Here is a 22,194-nt window from a genome sequence, read left to right on the forward strand (position 1 = left end):
TCCGCTTCGGCGGAGGTTTTATTTTTTCCGCCAGCCTCTGCCGTCTTGCCGTCTCATACCTCTCGCTCTCCATCCCTCTATTTTGCTGGTGGGGATATGAAACCATTTTGGTCTCGAATATGCGGAATCTTTTTCGTTGAAAATAGCCATTTTGTAATCTGTATATCTGCGGGTAATCGAGCTTTATATCCCCGCCAGCAAAATGGAGGGGCGAGAAGAGCGGAAGTCGCTCGGAAACGACAAAAGAGACGCGAAGAGCATGTGGAAGTGCACGGGCACGGGTGTGCGAAACGGAAAAATGCATTATCGTAGAGAGTATGAGTGAGCACAGGCATGGCGTAGCGGCAGAAGCGCAAGCGGCGGAAGAGGGCGGCGAGCGCAAACCGCTCTCGGTGTCGCGACGGCTCGGGCGCCTGCAATTCCACCGCTCAGGCAAGTTCCGTGTGCTCCAGCTCGCAGATATTCAAGACGGTCCGCAGGTTTCCAAAGACACCATCGCGCTGATCACAGCCGCATTGAAGGCAGCGCGTCCCGATCTGGTGGTGTTGTCGGGCAATCAGATCGCCGGCTACGACCCGGCGTATTCTGCCACATTCTGCAAAAGGCATTGGAAGAACTCGGCCACCGGTTCGGTGAAGCCTGCCGATCTTGCACACACCCGCCAGCTCGTGCACGACGAGATCGCGCAATTCGTGCGGCCGATGATCGACGCCGGCGTGCCATGGGCGGTCACTTACGGCAACCACGATTTTCAGTGCGGCTTGAGCAACGCCCAGCTCGACGAGATCTACCGCGAATTCGAACTGTGCGTGAATCCTCCGCTCCCCAGCGAGTTCTGCGCGCAAATCTGGTCGAGCGCACTGCCGAAGGAACAGGTGATTTCCAGCGGCGAACCGGGCACGTTCGCACTGCCGGTGAGCGGTGAAGACGGCGAGACGGTTATGGGCATTGTGCTCATCGATTCCGGCGACTACGCGGAAACTGGCGGCTACGGCGCACCTTCCGCGCGTGCACTGCGTTTTCTGCAAACAGTGCCGTCGAAAATCGGTGCAGCCGTTGAATCTATTGTGTTCCAGCACATTCCGATGCCGCAGTACTACCGCGTGCTGAAACCGGTGCCTCCCACCACCGCACACGCTGTGGAGGGGTATCGTATGTTCTCCGGTCAATACTTCACGCTCGACGATGCGAAGACCGAGGCTGGCGGATATTTGGGCGAGGGCGTCAGCTGCCCGGACGATGACTCCGGTGAATTCGATATTCTGCACGACTCGCACTCGTATTTCGCCGTCGCCGCAGGGCACGATCACCGCAACGCGTTCGTCGGTGATTATTCGGGACTGCGCATGATCACTACGCCGACCTGCGGTTTCGACTCATACGGCCCGATTCCCAAACGTCGCGCTGCGCGCTTGTTCGAGTTCGATATTCGCCACCCCTACGAGCCGCGCACCCAGCTGCTGCAGTTCGGCGAACTGGTGGGCAAGCCGAGCTCGAAGAAAGCGTATGTGTATGGCATGAACAGCGCCTCGAAACCGAAGAGCGAGGGCGTGAATCTGCTGCATCACCCGAACAAGGTGAGCCGCACGTGGCACAAGGTGCTGCGCATGCTGTTCGGCAGGTGAGTGGGCGCGCATATTGTGGCGCAGAGTCTTCAATGTGAGCATTGCGTGAAGACTGTAGAACTTTAGTGCAGATTATGCAGAATCACGACTGCATAGTACTTCTTCGTTTACGCTATTTGCCGCCGTTTTTCGCATGTTTTATGTGAATTATTCATGGTGAACATTTTGCTAGTCTCGGGGGGAAAATAGTATCTAGGCAGCCGGCGGTGCGGCTGGGAGAGTGCCGAGATGTACGGAGAATTATGCACGATGTGAACAATGCGCGCACACCGCGCGCAACAGGGGAAATGCGGAAAGCATCGAAACTAGTTGGAGCAATCGCGATGGTGGTCACTATGGTGGCCACGTTGTTTGTTGCCGGAACGCTGAACGTCGAAGTGGCTGTGGCGGCCGAAGCGGGTATCTGCACGCCTTCCACCGGCGTGATCGGCGATGGCGGAGGTTTGAAAACTGACAACGATGATGGTGTGGCTACTTGGGTTGGCCGCGATATGTATGTCGTGCACCGAACGCATCAGGGCAAACTAACTATACCGGCGATGTAAAGCCTGAGCAGTCGTATGCGGTGGAAGCCGAGGGTCTTACCGTTGTTAACGGCAAGCTTGCTCTGCATGGCGTGAAGGGCAAGAAAAACGGCAAAGAAAACCCGGAGGGCGTCGATAATGCTAATTTCAACGGGCACGGATTCCGATTCGGAACGGTGGGCTTTGGTGCAAATCTACGGCCAGTAAAGGCGTCAGACGTTCTTGTTGTGGGCGGCAATACCAGCGCGATCACGCTACGGGATAGGGAAAACAAAGACGTGAATGTGCTGGCATGGGGTAATGCGGCGCGTGGTTATGTGCGTTCTGACAGCTTAGGGCCAGCGCATAATGCGCGAATCAGGATGACCAGTAATAACCAGTCCAAGGCGCACGACATAGATTGGGACGATAACTACGATGGATTGGAGCGTAATCCCAATAACAAGGATGAATGGCAAGTTCAGGGCGATTCGATTTTTAATTTCGATGATCCTTGGAATAGGTATCAGGGGGATTGGAATACTGATAGCTTTATCAATTGGGATACGAGTGACAATCCGCTGAGATATGTGCAACTCAATAAAGCGTGGATTGAGGGGCAGTCAACTCATACTGATTTGAGTGGATTTCAAGAGGTTGTCCACAACACATCTTCGGTATTGAAGGCAAGGCCGATGACCGGTGAGGGGAAAGCGTCAATCGCGCCTGCTCAAGAGAATTTCTATCGCCAGAATTATGGCAATGCAAGCTATAAGGTGACGTTCGATTTCGGAGATGGAAATACAGACACGCCAGCGGAGCGATTGATCACGTTCACAGGCAACGGTATGAAAAGCCAAGAAATCGATTCGTCGACCGGTGCGTACAAGGTGAATGGCGGAAGCGTTATGCAGGTATTCACGCTTGATGCCAGTCTGCTTACGAACGCCGGTACGAATGGCGTCTCATTCCGTTTTGACAACATTCCTGAATATGCCTCCGTAGTGGTCAACGTGGTTGGCGGCACTGATGGCATTGACTTCAACAATGGTTGGCGTTTCTGGTGGAACGGCGCAGAAATCAGTAATTTTTACACCGTATTCAATCAGGAGAACCAGGAAGCTCGCAATGCGCTGTATTCGCATGCTGCATCTGCGTTGATGTGGAACTTCGCTGATGCTTCGAAAGTCACCATTCGTGGCGGCCGGATCACTGAGGGTCAGAACGGCAAGGTGCAGAATTCGCATACGCTTAGCCAGTCGGATCCTGAGAGCCAGGTCATCAGCGTTGGCGGTAATGGCCAGACAGCCATTACAGATGACCCTGTTGCCAACATGCTCGGTAGCATCATGGTGCCGAACGGTAGCTTGGAAACTCATGTGTCGACGAACGGTCGCGTGTGGGTTGGGCAAGATTACATGATGTATAACCCGATTGGTTTGACCGATCTCGCTTGGACGAACGGCTTTAATAGCAGTACCGGCTGGCATGAGACGATCTCCGCCTCGGTTGTCGAGCAGGATCAGGAACGCCACAACTTCGGTTGGCACGGCGAAATCTCTGACGCATGCGCCGTGCTGGAATGGTCGAAGGTAGACAATAGCGGCAATGCTCTTGCTGGCACGGAATGGGCAATCTATAAGAGTCTCGATGATGCCAAAGCCAATAACACGGCGAGTGCGCTTATCACAGTCGCAGATGATGGTCATGATGACTGGGCAATTGGAACCAATGGTCAAGGTTCAGGCAAGTTCCAAGTGCGTCGCTTGAATCCTAATGCCAAGTATTATTTGCGCGAGATCAGTGCTCCGAGCGGATATACCACGAACACGAATATCTATGAGATACGCACAGGCACCGGTAATCAAACGGAGTCAGACATAGACAACGTTGTTGATGGCGGGTTCGTCAAACCAAGCACCGAGATCACAGCAGCATATGATTCGAACGGAAACTCTACCACTAATACGTTGCTGTGGTCTGAGAACGCCGATCAGTATGGTTCACGCATCATCAACATTGAAGAGCGGTACAGCGTGCGTTGGCAGAAGATCGACAGCACCTCGGGCAACGCACTTTCGGGTGCTACGTGGACATTGCAAAAGTTTAATGAGTCCAACAAGCAATATGAGACGCTGAATGACGGTTTCTGTGATAATGGAGCTTGGGGCTGCACGCCTGAACATAACACGATCGACGTTGATGAAGAGGGCGGCAAATTCAAGCTCGAGAATTTGGAGGCTGGCAAGTATCGTCTCAAAGAGCAGACGGCGCCGATGGGCTACCTGACGAGTGACAAATACTATTACTTCGAAGCGGCGAATACCACTGCGAATAATGGGGAAGTCACTCAGATCACCATTGGTGGAACGGATTTCACAGATAATGGCGATCCAAAGAAGACGCATGGTGATGCGTTGACTGGCGATAATAAGCAAATCGGCAATGATCGCAAGCCCGGCGAGGTGACTTGGCAGAAGATCGCTCAGAAGCCACAGGCAGTGGCGAAAGAGGGCGCCAGCATCGACACGAGTGTGGATCCGGCGCTGTCGGAGCAGGAGAACCACCAGTTGCTCGCAGGGTCGGAGTGGTCGCTCGCCTACACGCCGTACGACGATACGACAGGCACCGCAACGACGGTGACGATCAAGGACTGCATCGCCTTAACAGATGGTTCGAAAGTGAACTGCACTGTTGCCGAGAACGGCAATGATGGGCAGAACTATTCGTGGGCAGTGGATGCCGATACAGCGGCAGGCAAGTTCAAGGTGACCGGCATGCCGTGGGGCAGTTACGTGCTCACGGAGACGAAAGCGCCGGACGGCTACAATCTCGACTCCACACCGCACTACTTCACGGTGGGTGTGACGAATCTGAACAACAATGGCTATGTTGGCATAATCGGCGCGGCAGACGCCAGCGACACAGTGGGTGTCGAAGATAATGCAGCTAACGTTATTGCGATCAATCTCGGTGAGATCGAGAACGAGCCTGGCGTTGTGCTACCGATGACCGGACGCGGCGGCTTACCGCTGTGGGCTGTGCTCACCGGTATTGTGCTTGTTCTCGGCGTGATGCTGATGGCAGTCAAGCTCAGGAAGCAGACGCTCGCCTGATATAAGTGAGAAGTACGAGGGGCGCTGGGAGTAACCAGCGTCCCTCTGTTGCTATGAGATGCTATGGCATAAATCCGAATTAGTCATGCTCGGCGAAGCGGTGTCTGAGAATTTCTTGTCGAGAAAAGAGTGAAGGCCGGTTCTCGAGAACCGGCCTTGCGCTTAGTAAAGGTACAGGCTAATTTTGCAGTGCCTGTAAGCCTAACATCGATTCTACCAGCTAATCTTGATGATGTCAGTTTTCTCTTTTTGCAGGGAGAAACTGACCTCCTCGGGAAATCGGGGTGAAGCCTGCCGCGTCCTGCGCGGCGCGGCTGATTAGTAAAGGTGCTCGTTATGAGCAAGCCAAAGAACACAGAGCCGGATAACTCCGGCGTTTTGTTGATTGCTATGATGTCGGTTCTTGCTTCGAGAATCGACGCACAGTACGCATTCATTGGATGTGTACTGCTATTAGTGGTCATTTGCTGGCGCTGGTTGAACCGGTGACGGTACGTCCCTCCCTGAAGCGGGAGGGGTTTCTTCTTTATCGATAAAATTTTGCGTCCAAGAACGCAACAGGCGGCCAACCCGAAAGTTGACCGCCTGTGTGATGAAAGATTAGTGCTGCGAGGTCAGCGGCTGATGCTGGCCTTGATGAGTGCGTCAGACAGATACTTGCCTGCGCCCATCACGAGCGGGGCGAAACGATGCCCCGGGTTGGAACCCATGCGTCCGGAAGGGCCGGAAATGGAGATCGCGGCGATCACCTGGCCGGATGCATTGCGAATCGGCGCGGAGATCGAGCAGACGCCCTCATCGCGTTCGTTAATCGACTCAGCCCAGCCACGCTTGCGCACCGTCGCCAACTTTGCGGCGGAGAACTTCGCGTGACGCAATCCCTGATGCAGACGCTCGGTGTCTTCCCACGCGAGCAGAATCTGCGCGGCGGAACCGGCTTCCATCGACAGCATTGCGCCCACCGGAATCGAATCGCGCAGACCACTTGCGCGCTCGACTGCGGCGATGCACACGCGCTGCTCGCCCTGACGACGGTAGATCTGTGCGCTTTCGCCGGTGCGATCGAGCAGCGTCTGCAAAATCGGTCCCGCTGCTGCGAGCAGACGATCCTCGCCGGCTGCTGCGGCGAGCTCAGCGAAGCGCGAGCCGAGCACAAAACGGCCATGCTGATCACGCACGACGAAGCGGTGGCGTTCCAAAGCGATCGCCAAACGGTGCGCGGTCGGGCGCGCCAAGTGAGTGGCGGCGACAAGCTGACCGAGCGTGGCAGGGCCAGACTCGAGCGCGTCAAGAATCTTTACAGTCTTATCGAGCACGCCGACGCCGGAGTGGATCTCATTATCACGCGCCGGTGCGTCGTTCTGAGGGGTAGTTGCAGTTGCGGTATTGGCGCTCGCCTCGGTGGGCTGCGCGGGTTTTGCGGTAAGCGTATCTGAAGTCATATAAGAATTATTGCATCTCATATTTCGAAACGCAAAACCACCGACTCGCCGGAGTTACGTAAAAATAACCGAAAATCGTGAGAAACAGTGAAAAAACTGTGTTTTCTACTCTATCAGATGAATAACAGAATCTTTTACAAATCTCCACATCTCGAATATTGACATAGTACTCGAACCGTGAATCGCAAACCCATACGCTAGACAAACATATTCGCGTGTGGTAGGCGGTGCGAAAACGCGAGGGAGAGCCGCTTCCACATGGTGAACACAAGCGAACTTGCAGGAGGCAATTCATGGGTATGACGTTGGCCGAGAAGGTCTGGGCCGATCATTTGGTACGCAAAGGCGAGAACGGCGCGCCTGATTTGCTCTACATCGACCTCATGCTGATGCACGAGGTGACGAGTCCGCAGGCGTTCGAGGGACTGCGCTTGGCGGGCCGCAAGCCGCGCCACATCGACCAGCTCATTGCCACAGAAGACCACAACACGCCCACGGTTGACATCGACAGACCGAATCCTGACGAGACGAGCGCCACGCAGCTGTCGACGCTCGAGAAGAACTGCCGTGAATTTGGTGTGCGTTTGCACCCGCTTGGTGACGCCGATCAGGGCATCGTGCACGCGTTCGCCCCGATGCTCGGACTCACGCAGCCGGGCATGACGATTGTGTGCGGCGATTCGCACACTTCCACCCACGGCGCATTCGGCGCGCTTGCGTTCGGCATCGGCACCTCCGAAGTGGAGCATGTGATGGCCACGCAGACGTTGAGCCTCAAGCCTTTCAAGACGATGGCGATCAACATTGACGGTGATTTGCCGGCTAACGTGAGTGCAAAAGACATTATTCTTGCGATCATCGCGAAGATCGGCACCGGCGGAGGCCAGGGCTACGTGCTCGAATACCGCGGCAAGGCGATCGAGAACCTGTCGATGGACGCTCGCATGACCATCTGCAACATGTCGATTGAAGCGGGTGCTCGTGCCGGCATGATCGCACCCGATGAGACGACCTTCGAATATTTGAAGGGCCGCCCGCATGCGCCGAAGGGCGAGATGTGGGATCGCGCGGTGGAATATTGGAAGACGCTGAAAACCGACGATGATGCCGTGTTCGACGCCGAAGTGACGTTACGCGCCGAAGACCTCGAGCCGTTCGTCACCTGGGGCACGAACCCGGGGCAGGGGGCTCCGATTTCGGCAAACGTTCCTTCTCCTGATGATTTCGCTGACGCGACCGAACGTGCGGCTGCGGAACGCGCATTGGACTACATGGGTCTTGAGCCGGGCATGCCGATTCGCGATATTCCGGTCGACACCGTGTTCATCGGCTCCTGCACCAACGGCCGCATCGAAGACCTGCGCATCGCTGCGCAGATCATGAAAGGCCACAAGAAAGCCGAATCGATTCACCGTGTGCTCGTTGTTCCGGCCTCGTCGCGCATTCGCTTGCAGGCGGAGCGAGAGGGGCTCGACCAGATTTTCAAGGATTTCGGCGCAGAATGGCGCAACGCCGGTTGCTCGATGTGCTTGGGCATGAACCCCGACAAGCTCGTGCAGCACGAACGCTCGATCTCCACGTCGAACCGCAATTTCGAAGGCAGGCAGGGCAAGGGTTCGCGCACGCACCTCGCATCGCCGGCAGTCGCCGCGGCCACCGCGATCCGTGGCACGATCAGCACGCCGGAAGATCTGTGAACAAGCAGTTTCGCTACCGCAGGGCAGTGCATGGCGAATGAGGCAGTGCACGCCGTAAGAATTGTAAAAACCAAGGATGTGAAATGGAAAACTCACCACTGTGACGGGAACCGGAGTGCCGCTCCGCCGTTCGAACGTCGACACCGATCAGATCATTCCAGCCGTGTTCCTCAAGCGCGTCACGCGCACCGGCTTCGATGACGCACTGTTCTACGCCTGGCGTCGCGACCCGAACTTCGTGCTCAACCAGCCGGAATATCAAAACGGCAAGATTCTGGTGGCAGGGCCCGATTTCGGCATCGGATCCTCTCGTGAGCATGCGGTGTGGGCACTGCACGACTATGGCTTCCGCGTTGTCATCGCGTCACGGTTCGCCGACATTTTCTATGGCAACACCGCGAAGAACGGCGTGCTCGCTGCGATCATGCCGCAGGAGTCGGTGGAATTGCTGTGGAAACTGCTCGAAGAAGAGCCTGGAACGCAGATGACCGTCGACTTGGAATCACGCACCGTGACCTGCGGTGATGTGACACTTCCGTTCGAAGTGAACGATTACGTGCGCTGGCGCTTGATGAACGGCTACGATGACATCGATCTGACGCTGCAGCACGAAGATGATATTGCGGCATACGAGCGTATGCGCGCGGAAAAATTCCCGTTTAAGCCCAAGACGATTCCAATCATCACCGAAGGCGAAGCTGTCGTAGAACCGGCTCGCGAACCGCAGGAAAGCGACTGGGCTGGCCCGATCTCCGATCGCTAGCGAGAGTAGTAGTGTGGAGCATGACGGGCGAGGTGTTTTCTGCACCCGAAAGCTGGTAAAGGAGTCAAAATGGCTGATGCGATTGTGCTAATTACCACAGAGGCAAACATGGTGTCTGCTGCGGCGAAGAAAATCGTTGAGATTGCAGGCGTCAAAGACGTGTATTCGGTGGCTGGCGACGTTGATTTGGTGGCCGTCGTGTCTGCCGGTGATTTCAACGATCTCTCGACGATCATTCCCGATGGCATCGCCAAGGTTGAAGGCGTTGCGAGCACGCAGACGCTGATGGCGTTCCGCACGTATTCGAAGGAAGACGATCAGGCCGCCTTCGATCTCGGTGGCGACTGATTCGTTATGCGGCTCAGCGAATGAGCAATAAATGCATAAGGGTTGTGCCCGCCGACAGAACCATTCTGTCGGCGGGCACAACCCTTATTGCGTCTCAATTATTGACTCTGTGCCGTTCTCGATCTATCTGCCGAAATCAGCTGAAAGATCACTCGCCTTGCTCTGCGACGGCCTTCGCAGCCACAGCGCCCACATAATGCACCGGCTGATCGAAGTTCGGCTGGAACAGGAAGTCGACATTGGCGAGCATGTCAATCGTGAACTTCGCCTGAATAGCCACCGACACTGTGTTCGCGGCGCCCGACACGTCAACGGTCGAGCAGAACTGTGCACCCTTGACCAAGCGAGTCTGCGGATCCCATGTCAGAACCGAAGTCACCGGAGCGGTCGTCAGCATGAATGCCGGGCGATAATCCTCAACGAGTTCAGTCGAGCGAATATCAAGGTCATGATTATTCGCATACGTCTGCGTCATGCCGGAAGCAGCAAGCGAAAGATCATAGAGCTGCACGGCGGACGTCGCCTGCGTGCCCATGTATTTACGCGTCGGCTTGTCAATATTCAAGCCGACGAGCTGGCCCTGGCGCACAGCATTCGTGGCGAGCGGAATGTAGTCGAGTTTGCCGGTCGGGTTGAACAGCACGGTGGCGGAGTCGCCAGCCGCATACACATCAGGCACGGAAGCGCGCATATAGTCATCAACCACAATCGCGCCATTGTTCAGCGTCTCCACCTGCCCGCGAACGAGATCGGTATTCGGGCGGAACCCGACGACCAGAATCGCGAACGGAGCAGTGTATTCACCCTTCTCGGTGATCACGGTGATGCCGTCTTCGGTCTCCTTAAAACCAGTCACTTGCTGGCCAAGTGCAAGCGTCACATTGTGCTCGCGGTACTTGTCTTCAACCTGATCTGTGATAACTTTGTCAAAATTATTGGCCAACACGCGGTCAGCTGCATCAATAAGCGTCACGTGAATGCCGTTCGTGCTGAACTGCTCGGCGAGCTCGGCGCCGATGCAGCCGGCGCCAATCACGATCACTTCCTTGACACCCTGCGTGCGCTCCTTGATGCGCACGCCGTCGTTCCAGTTCTTGCACAGCTGCACGCGTTCGGAATCAATGCCCGGAAGCGGCGGAATAACAGGGCGCGAGCCAGTGGTCACGACGAGCTTGTCGTATGCCATCGTCTGCGTATCGCCAGTCTCAAGATCGCGGAATTCCAGCGTTTTTGCCTTCACGTCAACGTCGGTGACGTCGGTGTGCATGTGCACGGTCGCGCCCGCCTGCTCGAGTGCGGCAGGGGAGGAGTAGAACATCTTCTTCGGGTCAGACACGTGGTTGCCAGCCCACAGCGCGATGCCGCAGGAGAGGAACGAAACGGTGTCGTTGCGCTCGAAAACGTGCACTTGCCAATCAGGATGCTCGCGAAGAATAGTGGTGGTGGCGAAAACGCCGGCGTGAGTGCAGCCGACAACAGCAACGGTGGTAGTCATGAGTTCTCCTTTGAAACAGACAGTTGTGTTACTTGAGATAGTAGAGATGCGCCGCACAGAGCAACAGATGGTTTCGCATTCAGTGAGAGGTGAGAAATCCCGCATTCGCCAACAGCTACAGGGCGTGTGGCACAATAAGAAATGGTGTAAGCACGTGCGTTGGCAGCTGCTGACAGCTGAAAACGGATGAGGAAATAAAACGCGCGTGCGAACTGTTAGAGACGTGTAGAAACTTGAAAAACGTTGAAATTACTATATGCGCGAACAATGCGCACAACCATTGCGAAAGAGGTTAAACGTGGTCGAACAAACTGATGACGTGCTCCATGTTGTCGGCGGCAAACCGCTTAACGGAACGATCAAAGTGCGTGGCGCGAAGAATTTCGTCAGCAAGGCTATGGTCGCGGCACTGCTCGCACCTGGCACATCGGTGCTGAAGAACGTGCCGGAGATTCGCGATGTGCATGTGGTGTCTGACCTGCTGCGCTTGCACGGCGTGAACGTAGACGTGAACGGCGACGAAGGCATTGTGACCATCGATGCGAAAAACGTGCAGCTCGCCGATGTGGCTGACGTTGACACGCTTTCCGGTTCCTCACGCATCCCGATTCTGTTCTCCGGCCCACTGCTGCACAGGCTCGGTGAGGCGTTCATTCCGGCTCTCGGAGGCTGCAACATTGGCGGACGCCCGATCGACTTCCACTTGGAGACGCTGCGCAAACTCGGCGCGACGGTAGATAAAGAGCACAAAGATGGCATTCACATCACCGCGCCGAACGGCTTGCATGGCGCGAAGATTCACCTGCCGTACCCGTCGGTGGGCGCTACCGAGCAGACGCTGCTCGCCGCTGTGCTGGCAGACGGCAAGACCGAACTTTCCGGCGCTGCAACCGAACCTGAGATTATGGATCTCGTGGCTGTGCTGCAGAAGATGGGCGCGATCATTTCCGTCGACGTCGATCGCACATTCCGCATCGAAGGCGTTAAGGAGCTCAAGGGCTACACCCACACCGCTCTGACCGACCGCATCGAAGCCGCTTCATGGGCTTCGGCGGCACTCGCCACCCACGGCGACGTATTCGTGAAGGGCGCCACTCAGCCTGAGATGATGACGTTCCTCAACGTGTTCCGCAAGATCGGCGGCGAGTTCGACATCACCGACAAGGGCATTCGCTTCTGGCACCCGGGCGGAGATTTGAAGCCGGTCGCCATCGAAACCGACGTGCACCCTGGCTTCATGACCGACTGGCAGCAGCCACTTGTCGTCGCCCTGACCCAGGCCAACGGTTTGAGCATCGTTCACGAAACCGTGTATGAGAACCGTTTCGGCTTCACCAAGCCACTCGTGCAGATGGGCGCGACCATTCAGCTCTACCGCGAATGCCTCGGCTCGTTGCCTTGCCGCTTCCAGCAGCGCAACTACAAGCATTCGGCCGTCATCTTCGGACCGACCCCGCTTGAGGGTCGCGACATCGACGTGCCGGATCTTCGTGGCGGCTTCAGCCACCTGATCGCGGCGCTGACCGCCAAGGGCCCGTCCGACGTTCGTGGCATCAGCCTCATCGACCGTGGCTACGCCGACTTCCGTGGCAAGCTCACGGCTCTCGGCGCTCAGATCGACTGAGCCTATCAGCCCTTTTCAGCCCTCGCACATCGCTTAGGTGTGCGAGGGCTTTTTCGTGCCTTGCTCCGGGCAAATGTGGAGGCGATGAGGGCGTGCGTATGGGCGCAAACGCTGGGGCTGTACGGTTGATGCGGCAGAATAATAAGCATGGCATCCAAAGGAAAACCCTCACCGAGGTCCGCGGTTAAACCGCTCAGCGATGAGCAATACCGCAAGCTAGACGAAGAATACGGTTTGGTCGATCCTACGCGACCGTTCCCCATCGGCCGTATGGAGCCGAACGAGAAGGAAATCGCGGAACTCAACCCGAAGACCACGCATCGACTGCTCGAAGGAGCGGCGAAAGTCCTGCGCGCGAGTTGCAGAATAGGCGCGTGGGGCTTGGAGAACGTGCCCACTGAGGGCGCATACATCACATGCGCCACGCACGTGACGCAATTCGACGTGTTCGTGCCGATGGTCGCGATGTTCGAAATGGGCCGTCGCCCGCGCTACATGGCAAAAGCCGAGATGGGCAAATGGCCGATCATTGGCAAATGGTTCCAGGCGGTCGGCATGCAGCCGGTGCCGCGTCGCAGCGGCAAGGCGCGCGAAATCGAGGAAGCGTCCATCAACATTCTCACCAGCAACCATGCGCTCACCATCTGGCCGGAAGGCACGGTGACGCGTGACCCGAAGAAGTGGCCGATGAGCATGAAGAACGGCGCGGGCTTCATCGCATTGGAGGCATCGCGCAGAGTCGGGCACCAGATTCCCCTCTACTGCGCGGTCACATGGGGTGCGGCGAGCATCAACCATTGGTGGCCGTGGCCGAAGAAGAACGTGGTGATGTGCTACGACACGCAGCTTGACTACTCGGATCTTTTGGAACATATGGATTCCTGGGGCGCCGAGCCGCCGGTGGAACTGGCGAACGAGCTTGTGCGCCGCGTGCGCGTGCGCATGAAGGAGATCATGGCCAACATCCGCGGAGTCGCAGTGCCGAACGAGTACTTCGACTACCGCATCATGAAGGAAGTGCCTGAGATCCCGCCGTTCACTGATCCTCACGAGGTTGACGAACGCGCGCTCAAGCAATCTTCTCAATCTGAACAATCCGCGCAATCGTAGTAACGCGCATAGCTCACTTGCATACCCGCGCGATTTGCGCCGTAAACGCAAAGCAAAGTCGCATCAAGCAAAGCGCGCAACAATCGAACTAGTTGTCAACTCAAGGAGTAAGCATGGCGAATATCACAGTTTTAGGTGCGGGAGCATGGGGCACTGCCTTCGGGCAGGTGCTCGCGGACGCCGGCAACAACGTGACGATGTGGGCGATCGAACCGGAGATCGTCACGGCGATCCAAACCGAGCATCGCAATCCGGTCCGCCTGCCCAGCGTCGAGAAACTGCCGAGTAACATGACCGCCACCGGCGACCGCGCCGCAGCCGTGGCGCACGCCGACGTTGTGGTCGTCGCCATCGCCGCGCAGGTCGCGCGCAAAGCACTCGCCGACTTCAAAGGACTTATTCCAGACTCCGCGCTCGTCGTCTCACTGATGAAGGGCATCGAGAAGAGCACCGGCAAGCGCATGGACCAAGTGGTTTCCGAAGCGCTCGACCTGCCTTCCGACCGTTTCGCTGCTGTGTCGGGCCCGAATCTGAGCAAGCAGATCGCCGCACGCGAGCCCGCCGCCACCGTGATCGCCTGCACCGACATCAAACAGGCGCGCACGATGGCCGGCTACTGCACCACCGACTATTTCAAGGCATTCATCACCGCCGACGTGATCGGCTTGGAACTGTGCGGCTCGCTGAAGAACGTCGTCGCGCTCGCCGTTGGCATGTCGCACGGCGCGGGCTATGGCGAGAACACCGCCGCGATGATCGAGACGCGCGGACTCACCGAACTCACTGCAGTCGGCACCGCCGCCGGCGCGCTGCCCGAGACGTTCCACGGACTCGCCGGCGTGGGCGACTTGATCGCCACCTGCGGCTCGCCGCTTTCGCGCAACTACACGTTCGGCTTCAACCTGGGCAAAGGCATGAGCGTCGAAGAGGCGACGAAGGCGAGCGACGGCGTGGCGGAAGGCGTCGCCACCGCAAGCGCAGTCGTTGAACTCGGCAAGCAATACCACGTTGACACTCCGCTCGCCAAGGCTGTGACGCGCGTGCTCAACGACGGCATCTCGTTCGACCAGATGGTCGCCGAGATGTTCCCGCAGGGCATCACCGTAGAGTAAGCAAAGAGAGAGTAAGCAAAGCGCTGCAAGCACGACACTTACAACGCATATGAGCCGTGCGCGTGACCGCATACCAACCAATGCAGGGCACACGCACGGCTCTTTGACTCTTTATGTGCGCAACTAATTCATTGGTCGCGAGTATTCTTGAACGCGATTATTTGTGGAAAATATGGCGCTGCGACGGCGCACATATGCGGCAGATCGCCGCGCGGCACAACCGCGCAGATACGTGCAGATAAAGGAGCGTAACGCAATGGCGAAAACACGAGTGGCAGTTCTCTACGGCGGGAAAGCAGACGAACACTCGATCTCTTGCATCTCGGGCGCCACGTTCACGCGCGCACTCGACCCTGAGAAGTTCGAGCCCGTGCTGATCGGCATCACCAAGCAAGGCGAATGGATCGTTGACGGCGAGGATCCGCTCGGCTGGAACCTCGCTCAAGGACTGCCCGAGGTCAAGCGAGTGCCCGGTTCGCGTGATGTAGTGCTCAACGTGGGCGAAGGCGCAGACGGCTTCTATGCTCGCAATGCCGATGGTTCGCTCGAATCGCTCGGCCACATCGACGTGATGCTGCCCGCACTGCATGGTCCGTTCGGTGAAGACGGCACGATTCAAGGTCTCTTCGAGATGATGGGCGTGCCATACGTGGGTTGCGGCGTGCTCGCTTCGGCCGCGTGCATGGACAAGCACTACACGAAGGTGCTGCTGCGTGCCGCCGGCATTCCGGTGGCACCCGGCATCACACTCGACACCCGCCACTACAACGCTGATGATCACTTTGCCGGCGATGGCGAGCACTTCGTTGACTTGGTGAACGAGGCGGGACTGCAATACCCGCTGTTCGTCAAGCCGTCGCGTGCCGGTTCCAGCTTCGGCGTGACGAAGGTGGAGTCCGTGGACGATGCAGCCGCGCTCGCCGCCGCCGTTTACGAGGCGAGCCTGCATGATTGGCGCGTGCTCGTTGAGCAGGGCATCGACGCGCGCGAAATCGAGTGTGCTGTAGTGCGCATCAAGCCGACCGACGCAGCTCGCGCCGCACTCCCCGGTGAGATCGTGCTCGACCGCCGCAACGAGGGCGATGACCAGTTCTATGACTTCGACAGCAAATACATGGACGCGCAGGCCAGCCACACCGAGATTCCGGCGAAGATCGGTGACGATGCGATCGCGCGCGTTCGCGAAATCGCCGTGCGCGCGTTCGATGCTGTGGATGGCATGGGCCTGAGCCGCGTCGACACGTTCGTGACCGCCGACGGCGAAGTGCTGGTCAATGAGATCAACACACTGCCTGGGTGCACATCGATTTCGCTGTTCCCGAAGGCGTGGGAGGCGATGGGAGTGCCGTTCACGCAGGTGGTGACCGATCTGATCGAAGGCGTTCTCGCCTGACTTTTCTTTTGTTTTCTATGCCTAGTTACCTTGCCTGCAATGGGCGTCGGAAATCAGTCGGCAACGGCAAAATAACTGTGCACGTTGGAGATGCGGCTCGCGTGCTTTTTGCAGATTGATTCTGTTACGTGTGCGTGAGGAGGGTCGTTCGTGCACGTTGCGCAGAATAGTTCTGTTGTATGCGCGCGAGGGAGCGTGCGCGTTCGATGTTTCCCGAAGAAATCCTTGCCCAAGTGAACAGTAATATTTGCATTGCTCGCAAATATTACATAGTGAAATATTGAATATTGCTATGTGACATGACACGCGTTATATAGCGGGAAAAACGCAGAACTTGCCGGTATTAGTTAGAGCTGTTCTGGGACAGCAGATTGATGGCAGCTTATTTTTGATATTCTGTGGTTCACCGAAGAGTAAAAGGAGAGAAATGACCCAGCCAGAGAATCCATATGGCGGCAATTCTGAGAATGCGCTGAACAACGCGCAAAGTGGCGAGCCCGCGGAACAGACTCAGCCAGCAATGACTGATTCGCAGAATTCCACGGAATCGACGCAGCAGTACGATCAGCAGCCTGCGCAGGAACCGTATGGGCAGGAGTCCACTGATTCCGACGCGCAGCAGACCACGCAGATGCCATACGGGCAGAACCAGTACGCGCAGCAGCCACAGTAGCCGCAGTACGGGCAGAATGGTCAGGAGGCGTACGGCCAGCAGCAGTATGCGCAAGCTCCGTATGGGCAGCCATATGATCAGCAGCTGCAGTACGGTCAGCAATATCAGCAGTATCAGGGTGCTGGGCAGGGCGGTCAGTATCCGCCGCAGCAGTTCCCTCCGCAGCAGCAGTACCCGCCGGAAGCTCCGACCGACAAATACAACACGCTTGCCATCGTCGGCTTGATTCTGTCGTTCTTGATGCCGCTCGTCGGTCTCATCGTCAGCATCGTCGCCATGGTGAAGATCAACAAGCACGGTGGTAGCAAAACCAGCAAGAACCTTTCGCTTGCCGGCACTATTGTGGGTGGTATTTTCACCGCGATCTACATTATTGTTGCCGTCATCGCTATCAGTGTTGGTGTGAATGCCGTCAACGACTATGCCAGCAGCCAGCCGAGCCGTTCGCCGTCCACCAGCATCTCGCCGAGCAAGAGCCCGAGCGACGATTCGTCGAGCCTCGAAGATGACCTTGACGACGATCTCGACGACCTTGACATCGAGGGGCAGCTGTCGAGGGGCGCGACACTCGAAGACATGCTCAAGAACCCGCAAGTGAAGCAGGAGCTGGAGAAGCAGATGGGCAACATGCCGGAAGGCATGACCGCTGACATCACCGCGCAGGGCAATACGCTCGTCATGACGATCGACATGGATTCTACGTATGCCAGCACGGTGGACTCCACACGAAGCGTGTACGACAATCTGGCGCAAGAGATGGCGGACGAGCTGAACAGTAGCGGTAGCAGCACCAAGTATTCAGTGCGTCTCATCATCACGTCGGAGGGCAAGACGCTGTATGACAAAACGGCGACCTCCAGCTCGACGAACTGACATACTCGCGATTTTACGGAATCATGATGAGTGAACCGAACCAGTGGCCGCCATTCGAGAATACCCCGAATGGCGGTTCTGCCAATGGGCAGCAACCAACGCAGCAACAGTTTCAGCAGCCTCAGCAACCGCCGCAGCAGCAACCGTGGCAAGTGCCGCCACAGATGCCGCAACAGCAGCTGCCGCCGCAAGTCCCACCACAGGTGCCACCACAGTATCCAATGTGGCAAGTACCGCAGCAGTATCCGTCTCAGTACCCACAGCAGCCTGTGCAATATGGGCGTCCTTCGCTTCTCGAGACGGCTCGCCGTGCCTACTCGCGTCTCGGCGCAGCGTTCAGCGTGATGCTGGTGGTGTGGAACGTGGTCATGGTGATCTTCTCGGTTGCGATCGGTGGAGTGAACCCCGAGGCTCTTAACTGGGCGTGGGTGTCGCTACTGCTGTCTGACTTGGCGTTGTATGTGATCGCCATTCCGATCGCCTACGCGATGATGCGCCCTTTGCCGGAACTGCCCACCCGCGAATTTCGTCTCACTCCGTCAAGGCTTTTCGTCTGGTTCCTGATCAGCATGGCGATCATGTTCATCGGCTCCCTGCTCAGCAACGGGCTGATTGAACTGCTTTCGGAAGGCAATTCGTCGGAGAACCGCATCGATACTCTTATCGACAACATTCCGCCGTGGTTGAACCTGCTCTCGGTCGCAGTCGTCGGCCCGATCATCGAGGAATGGCTGTGCCGCAAGCAGATCATTTCGCGCCTGCGTCGCTATGGTGAGAAAACCGCGATTCTGGTGTCTGCGCTGATCTTCGGGCTGATGCACATGAATCTCTATCAGTTCTTCTATGCGTTCGGCTTGGGGCTCGTGTTCGGTTACATCTACGTGCGCACGAGCCGTTTGCGCTACACGATCGGCCTACACATGGCATTGAACTTCCTGGGCAGCGTGGCCTCGCCGTTCTTCAGTGACTGGCTCAGTACGCAGCACACTGCCACAACTACCGCGGAGAAGCAGATGGAGACGCTGCTCAACCTCTCTGCGGAACTCTACATGCTGCTGTATCTGATCGCAGTCGTGGCCGGCATGATTCTGCTGATTGTCGAGTGCCGCAAGCTGGAGTTCTACGAGACGCCCGAGCAGCTACCGAAAGGAACTGCGGAGCGTTGCGCGTTCGGCAACGCGGGCATGATCGTGTTCCTCGTGATCTCCATTGCGCTCACAGTGCTCGCGCTAATACAATAATATAATTTATATTATTTATATATAATTGCGGGTGTTTGATTATCAATACAATAATCAAACACCCAAATTTATAATTTAGATAATATATTCAATACTGTGACTGTCAGCCGGCGATCGTGTCGTCGGGGGTGAGCACGTTGCCCTCGTCGTCGAAGTTGTTCATCAGATCGCGGTACGGGTCGTAGTCGGCGGTGAACATCTCTTTGTCGACGAAGTTGTCGAGACGCGTCGCATCGTCATCGGTGCGGTTCAGCCCGCGCAAAGCGTTGTGCAGACGCGTGCGCATTTCTTCGCCGGCGTGCGAGAGGTGCTTGACGATATCGGCCTCTTCCTTCGTGAACTTCGAGTGCTTTTTGTCGCCGTGACGAGCCTGGTATGCGTGGTCGACGACGTGGGCGAGCTGATCGTCGTTCAAGTCTTCTGGTTTTTGTGCGGTCATCGGAATCGGGGTCCTTTCTAGGGTTGTGGTTGTTCGATTATTGGCGTTCTGCGGGGAAGCGCCGGTGAGCTGAATTGTGTGCGTGAGTTAGGTCAGCGCATTTGGCGGCCAGCGCACCACACGTGTTGCACGCTCCAATCATTTGGGTCGAGCAGCAGCACGTCGGCGGCGTAGCGTGGGGCGATCAAGCCAAGCGGGGCTTTGGTGACGGGGTTCGGCTGGTCGAATCCGAAAGCCTTCGCAGGGGTGAGCGTCGCCGCTTCCACAGCTGCCGGAGCTTCGAAGCCGAGCTCAAGCACAGCGCGTTGCACGGCACGTTCGAGCACGAGTGTGGAGCCGGCGATCGCGCCATTGGATACGAGCCGAGCGTGACCGTGCTCCACGTTGACGTCGAGTGCGCCGAGCAGATAGTGCCCATCGGGGCAATCCGTGGCGGCCATGGCATCGGTGACGAATGCCGTGCGGTGTGGGGCGAAGCCGAAGGAAAGCTCGACCACCGGATTCTGCACGTGGAAGCCGTCGTTGATCAATTCGATCGTGACGCGAGGGTCTTCAACGGCTGCCGGAATCGGTCCTGGTTTGCGGTGGTGAATGCCGTTCATTGCGTTGAACATGTGTGTCATGAGCGTGGCGCCGGCGTCGAAGGCGCGACGGGCGGTGTCGTAGTCGGCATCGCAGTGGCCGACCGCGGGGTGCACGCCTGCTTGCGCGAAAGTGCGTATGGCGCTCATGCCATGCTCGAGTTCAGGCGCGATGGTTATTTGGCGCATGCATCCGTCTGCGGCGTCGAGCAATGTGCTCACCAAGTCGGGCGTCGGGTCTTTCAGGCATTGCGGGTCGTGTGCGCCTTTGCGCGACAGCGCAAGGAACGGCCCCTCAAGGTGTGCGCCGAGCACGTCGGGCCTCACCTGCATCGCTGCGCGCACGTTGTGCAGGTTCTCGCACATCACGTCGATTGGATTGGTGATGAGTGAGAGCACCTGCCGCGTTGTGCCATGCCACATGTGGCCTGCGCGAGCGATTTCAATGCCTTCAGGCCCGTCGTCGAACGCGCTGCCCCATGCGCCGTGCGCGTGGATGTCGACGTAGCCGGGCACCATGATCGCGCCATTGGCGTCGATCGTGCGCTCGGGCGTGATCTGCGCGGCGCGCGCCGCAGCTTCGAATTCGTCGTCGCTTGTGCCGGTTGCTGTGATGACGTTGTTCTCAAGAATCACCCATGTGTGTTCCTGAATGCCGTGCGCGTCGATTCGCCGAGCGTTGCAAATCGCGGTCGGTGCCGCCGGTTCGGTGAGTTTCTGCGCAATGGCATGCGAGATTTCTTGTCTTGTTTGTTCCATGATCACCTCATTGTGTCAATGTGAAGTCATACTATCACGTTCAGTGGTCAGACGTCATATCTCTCGCAAATATTTCTTCGAAAGCATCGCAACGGGAGTCTCACCGCGTGTCATAAGAGCGGTGTGAGCGTGTCGTCAGGAAAGCGCCAGTTTCAGTTCGGTGAATAATACCCACGATTTCGTGCACATGCGTGCAACACGCGCATAAAATGCAGATTTTGTGTCGTATATTGAAGACAATCGTGATAGTATTGATTTGTCAGACATCTGATGAATTTGAGTTTAGTAGATGCACGGTGGAGACAACGTGTTTTGGCAGTGACGTCGAATCACGGGAACTTTTGCAGGCATAAGGGGCATCGGCACATACTTGAAATTTGGAGGGCATGATGAGTGCAGCCATGGGGAAAATCCCCCAAGAAGACAGCTATACCGCAGATGAGCTCGCCGCTTTAGCGCGATTATCGTTGACGCCGGAGAAGAAGCCGGCGCCGCTGACGACTCGCAGCCGTTGCGACGAAACGATGGATGCAATCAAATCATATATTCTCAGCGAAAGACTGCAGCCGGGCGATTTGCTGCCGACCGAGACGAAGCTGTGCGAAGCGGTGGGGGCGTCGCGCTCGTCGGTGCGCGAGGCGATTCGCAAGCTCGAAGCTCTTAACATAGTCGACGTCGAGCATGGTAAAGGCACGTTCGTCGGCTCGTTGTCGCTCGATCCAATGGTTGAAACACTGGCGTTTCGCTCAATGGTGTCGGTGGGCAAGAATTTCTCTGATCTGCGCGACGTGGTGGAGCTGCGCAGGTTCCTCGACCTCGGCTGTGCCGACGAAGTGTGCGCGGTGTTCGAGGGAACGCAGCAGCCAGACATCGATGAACTCGTAGACCGCATGGTCGAGCGCGCAGACAAAGGCGAGGACTTCCTCGACCTTGACATCTCGTTCCACATGGCTCTGCTCGATCCGCTGCACAACACGGTGGCGAAGCAAATGGTGCACTCGCTGTGGCTGGTGCACATGGCAGTGCTGCCACAGCTCGGTTTGGCGCCGTCCGAAGAGATGGCGCACACCGCGAAGGCACACCGCCGCATGCTCGACGCGGCGATCGCCGGCGACGCGGACGCGTACCGCGCCGCCGTGCGCGAGCACTATCGCCCGATCGAATCCATTCTCGACAAGCACATCGAGAAGTAGCCGCTCATTTTCACGGCCGCTATTTGCGACCAATATATATGCCCGTTTGTTCTTGTGCGAACGGGACATATATATTGGTCGCAAAACGCGTTGTGCAAGAAAAGCTGGCAGCGCAGAGATCCGAGCAAAAATATAAATCGCAGATAGAGAACTGTGCGACATGCCGAATGTAGACATCTGATGTCTGATGTATGATTAACAACTGAG

At 57.1% G+C, this 22,194-nt stretch carries 18 protein-coding genes; 14 read left to right on the plus strand and 4 right to left on the minus strand.

Annotated features, from left to right (window positions below; all coding sequences use genetic code 11):
• Nucleotides 1-317: 317 nt before the first annotated feature.
• The 3 genes from GSD1FS_RS03920 to GSD1FS_RS10275 all read left to right on the plus strand — a co-directional run bounded on the left by GSD1FS_RS03920 (nt 318) and on the right by GSD1FS_RS10275 (nt 5,244).
• Nucleotides 318-1,625 (plus strand): metallophosphoesterase family protein, encoded by a 1,308-nt coding sequence (locus tag GSD1FS_RS03920; protein ID WP_155588485.1) that lies wholly within the window; start codon nt 318-320, stop codon nt 1,623-1,625.
• A 335-nt stretch (nt 1,626-1,960) separates the two neighbouring features.
• On the plus strand, nt 1,961-2,170 hold the full coding sequence (locus GSD1FS_RS03925; protein WP_155588486.1) for a hypothetical protein: 210 nt from the start codon (nt 1,961-1,963) through the stop codon (nt 2,168-2,170).
• A 20-nt stretch (nt 2,171-2,190) separates the two neighbouring features.
• A complete protein-coding gene (locus tag GSD1FS_RS10275; RefSeq protein WP_155588487.1) occupies nt 2,191-5,244 on the plus strand; it encodes a SpaA isopeptide-forming pilin-related protein in 3,054 nt (1,017 codons plus the stop codon).
• Between the two features lie 614 nt (nt 5,245-5,858).
• Here GSD1FS_RS10275 and GSD1FS_RS03935 read toward each other — a convergent pair.
• Nucleotides 5,859-6,686 carry an IclR family transcriptional regulator gene (locus GSD1FS_RS03935; RefSeq protein ID WP_155588488.1) on the minus strand — a complete coding sequence of 276 codons (828 nt, stop codon included), beginning with the start codon at nt 6,684-6,686 and terminating at the stop codon, nt 5,859-5,861.
• A 293-nt stretch (nt 6,687-6,979) separates the two neighbouring features.
• On the opposite strand from GSD1FS_RS03935, the gene leuC reads away from it, so the two are divergent.
• From leuC to GSD1FS_RS03950, 3 genes are all read left to right on the plus strand, one after another.
• Entirely contained in the window at nt 6,980-8,383 is a 1,404-nt protein-coding gene (gene leuC, locus GSD1FS_RS03940; RefSeq protein WP_155588489.1) for a 3-isopropylmalate dehydratase large subunit, read from the plus strand.
• 100 nt (nt 8,384-8,483) lie between these two features.
• Entirely contained in the window at nt 8,484-9,146 is a 663-nt protein-coding gene (gene leuD, locus GSD1FS_RS03945) for a 3-isopropylmalate dehydratase small subunit (protein WP_343030191.1), read from the plus strand.
• Nucleotides 9,147-9,215: 69 nt separating this feature from the next.
• Entirely contained in the window at nt 9,216-9,494 is a 279-nt protein-coding gene (locus GSD1FS_RS03950; protein ID WP_155588490.1) for an Lrp/AsnC ligand binding domain-containing protein, read from the plus strand.
• 148 nt (nt 9,495-9,642) lie between these two features.
• Here the strand turns inward: GSD1FS_RS03950 and GSD1FS_RS03955 are convergent, their stop codons facing one another.
• Nucleotides 9,643-10,989 carry an NAD(P)/FAD-dependent oxidoreductase gene (locus GSD1FS_RS03955; RefSeq protein ID WP_155588491.1) on the minus strand — a complete coding sequence of 449 codons (1,347 nt, stop codon included), beginning with the start codon at nt 10,987-10,989 and terminating at the stop codon, nt 9,643-9,645.
• A gap of 298 nt (nt 10,990-11,287) precedes the next feature.
• On the opposite strand from GSD1FS_RS03955, the gene murA reads away from it, so the two are divergent.
• The 7 genes from murA to GSD1FS_RS03985 all read left to right on the plus strand — a co-directional run bounded on the left by murA (nt 11,288) and on the right by GSD1FS_RS03985 (nt 19,015).
• Nucleotides 11,288-12,613: a UDP-N-acetylglucosamine 1-carboxyvinyltransferase gene (gene murA / locus GSD1FS_RS03960; protein ID WP_343030192.1), complete on the plus strand. Its 1,326-nt coding sequence runs from the start codon at nt 11,288-11,290 to the stop codon at nt 12,611-12,613.
• Nucleotides 12,614-12,760: 147 nt separating this feature from the next.
• The gene (locus GSD1FS_RS03965; RefSeq protein WP_155588493.1) at nt 12,761-13,723 is read left to right on the plus strand and encodes a lysophospholipid acyltransferase family protein; all 963 of its coding nucleotides are present in this window, start codon (nt 12,761-12,763) and stop codon (nt 13,721-13,723) included.
• A 113-nt stretch (nt 13,724-13,836) separates the two neighbouring features.
• Nucleotides 13,837-14,835: an NAD(P)H-dependent glycerol-3-phosphate dehydrogenase gene (locus GSD1FS_RS03970; protein ID WP_155588494.1), complete on the plus strand. Its 999-nt coding sequence runs from the start codon at nt 13,837-13,839 to the stop codon at nt 14,833-14,835.
• 256 nt (nt 14,836-15,091) lie between these two features.
• Nucleotides 15,092-16,228 carry a D-alanine--D-alanine ligase family protein gene (locus GSD1FS_RS03975; protein WP_155588495.1) on the plus strand — a complete coding sequence of 379 codons (1,137 nt, stop codon included), beginning with the start codon at nt 15,092-15,094 and terminating at the stop codon, nt 16,226-16,228.
• A gap of 427 nt (nt 16,229-16,655) precedes the next feature.
• Nucleotides 16,656-16,901, plus strand: coding sequence for a hypothetical protein (locus tag GSD1FS_RS09730; RefSeq protein ID WP_246165802.1), 246 nt, complete (start codon nt 16,656-16,658; stop codon nt 16,899-16,901).
• 222 nt (nt 16,902-17,123) lie between these two features.
• Entirely contained in the window at nt 17,124-17,774 is a 651-nt protein-coding gene (locus tag GSD1FS_RS09735; RefSeq protein WP_246165804.1) for a DUF4854 domain-containing protein, read from the plus strand.
• 26 nt (nt 17,775-17,800) lie between these two features.
• Nucleotides 17,801-19,015 (plus strand): CPBP family intramembrane glutamic endopeptidase, encoded by a 1,215-nt coding sequence (locus GSD1FS_RS03985; protein WP_246165806.1) that lies wholly within the window; start codon nt 17,801-17,803, stop codon nt 19,013-19,015.
• Nucleotides 19,016-19,118: 103 nt separating this feature from the next.
• Here the strand turns inward: GSD1FS_RS03985 and GSD1FS_RS03990 are convergent, their stop codons facing one another.
• Both GSD1FS_RS03990 and GSD1FS_RS03995 read right to left on the minus strand, forming a co-directional pair.
• Nucleotides 19,119-19,454 (minus strand): hypothetical protein, encoded by a 336-nt coding sequence (locus GSD1FS_RS03990; RefSeq protein WP_155588496.1) that lies wholly within the window; start codon nt 19,452-19,454, stop codon nt 19,119-19,121.
• A 92-nt stretch (nt 19,455-19,546) separates the two neighbouring features.
• A complete protein-coding gene (locus tag GSD1FS_RS03995; RefSeq protein WP_155588497.1) occupies nt 19,547-20,794 on the minus strand; it encodes an N-acetylglucosamine-6-phosphate deacetylase in 1,248 nt (415 codons plus the stop codon).
• A gap of 401 nt (nt 20,795-21,195) precedes the next feature.
• Between GSD1FS_RS03995 and GSD1FS_RS04000 the strand changes: the two genes are divergently transcribed.
• The gene (locus GSD1FS_RS04000) at nt 21,196-21,987 is read left to right on the plus strand and encodes a FadR/GntR family transcriptional regulator (RefSeq protein WP_155588498.1); all 792 of its coding nucleotides are present in this window, start codon (nt 21,196-21,198) and stop codon (nt 21,985-21,987) included.
• Nucleotides 21,988-22,194 lie beyond the last annotated feature (207 nt).

Source organism: Bifidobacterium canis (assembly GCF_009727065.1).
GTDB lineage: Bacteria > Actinomycetota > Actinomycetes > Actinomycetales > Bifidobacteriaceae > Bifidobacterium > Bifidobacterium canis.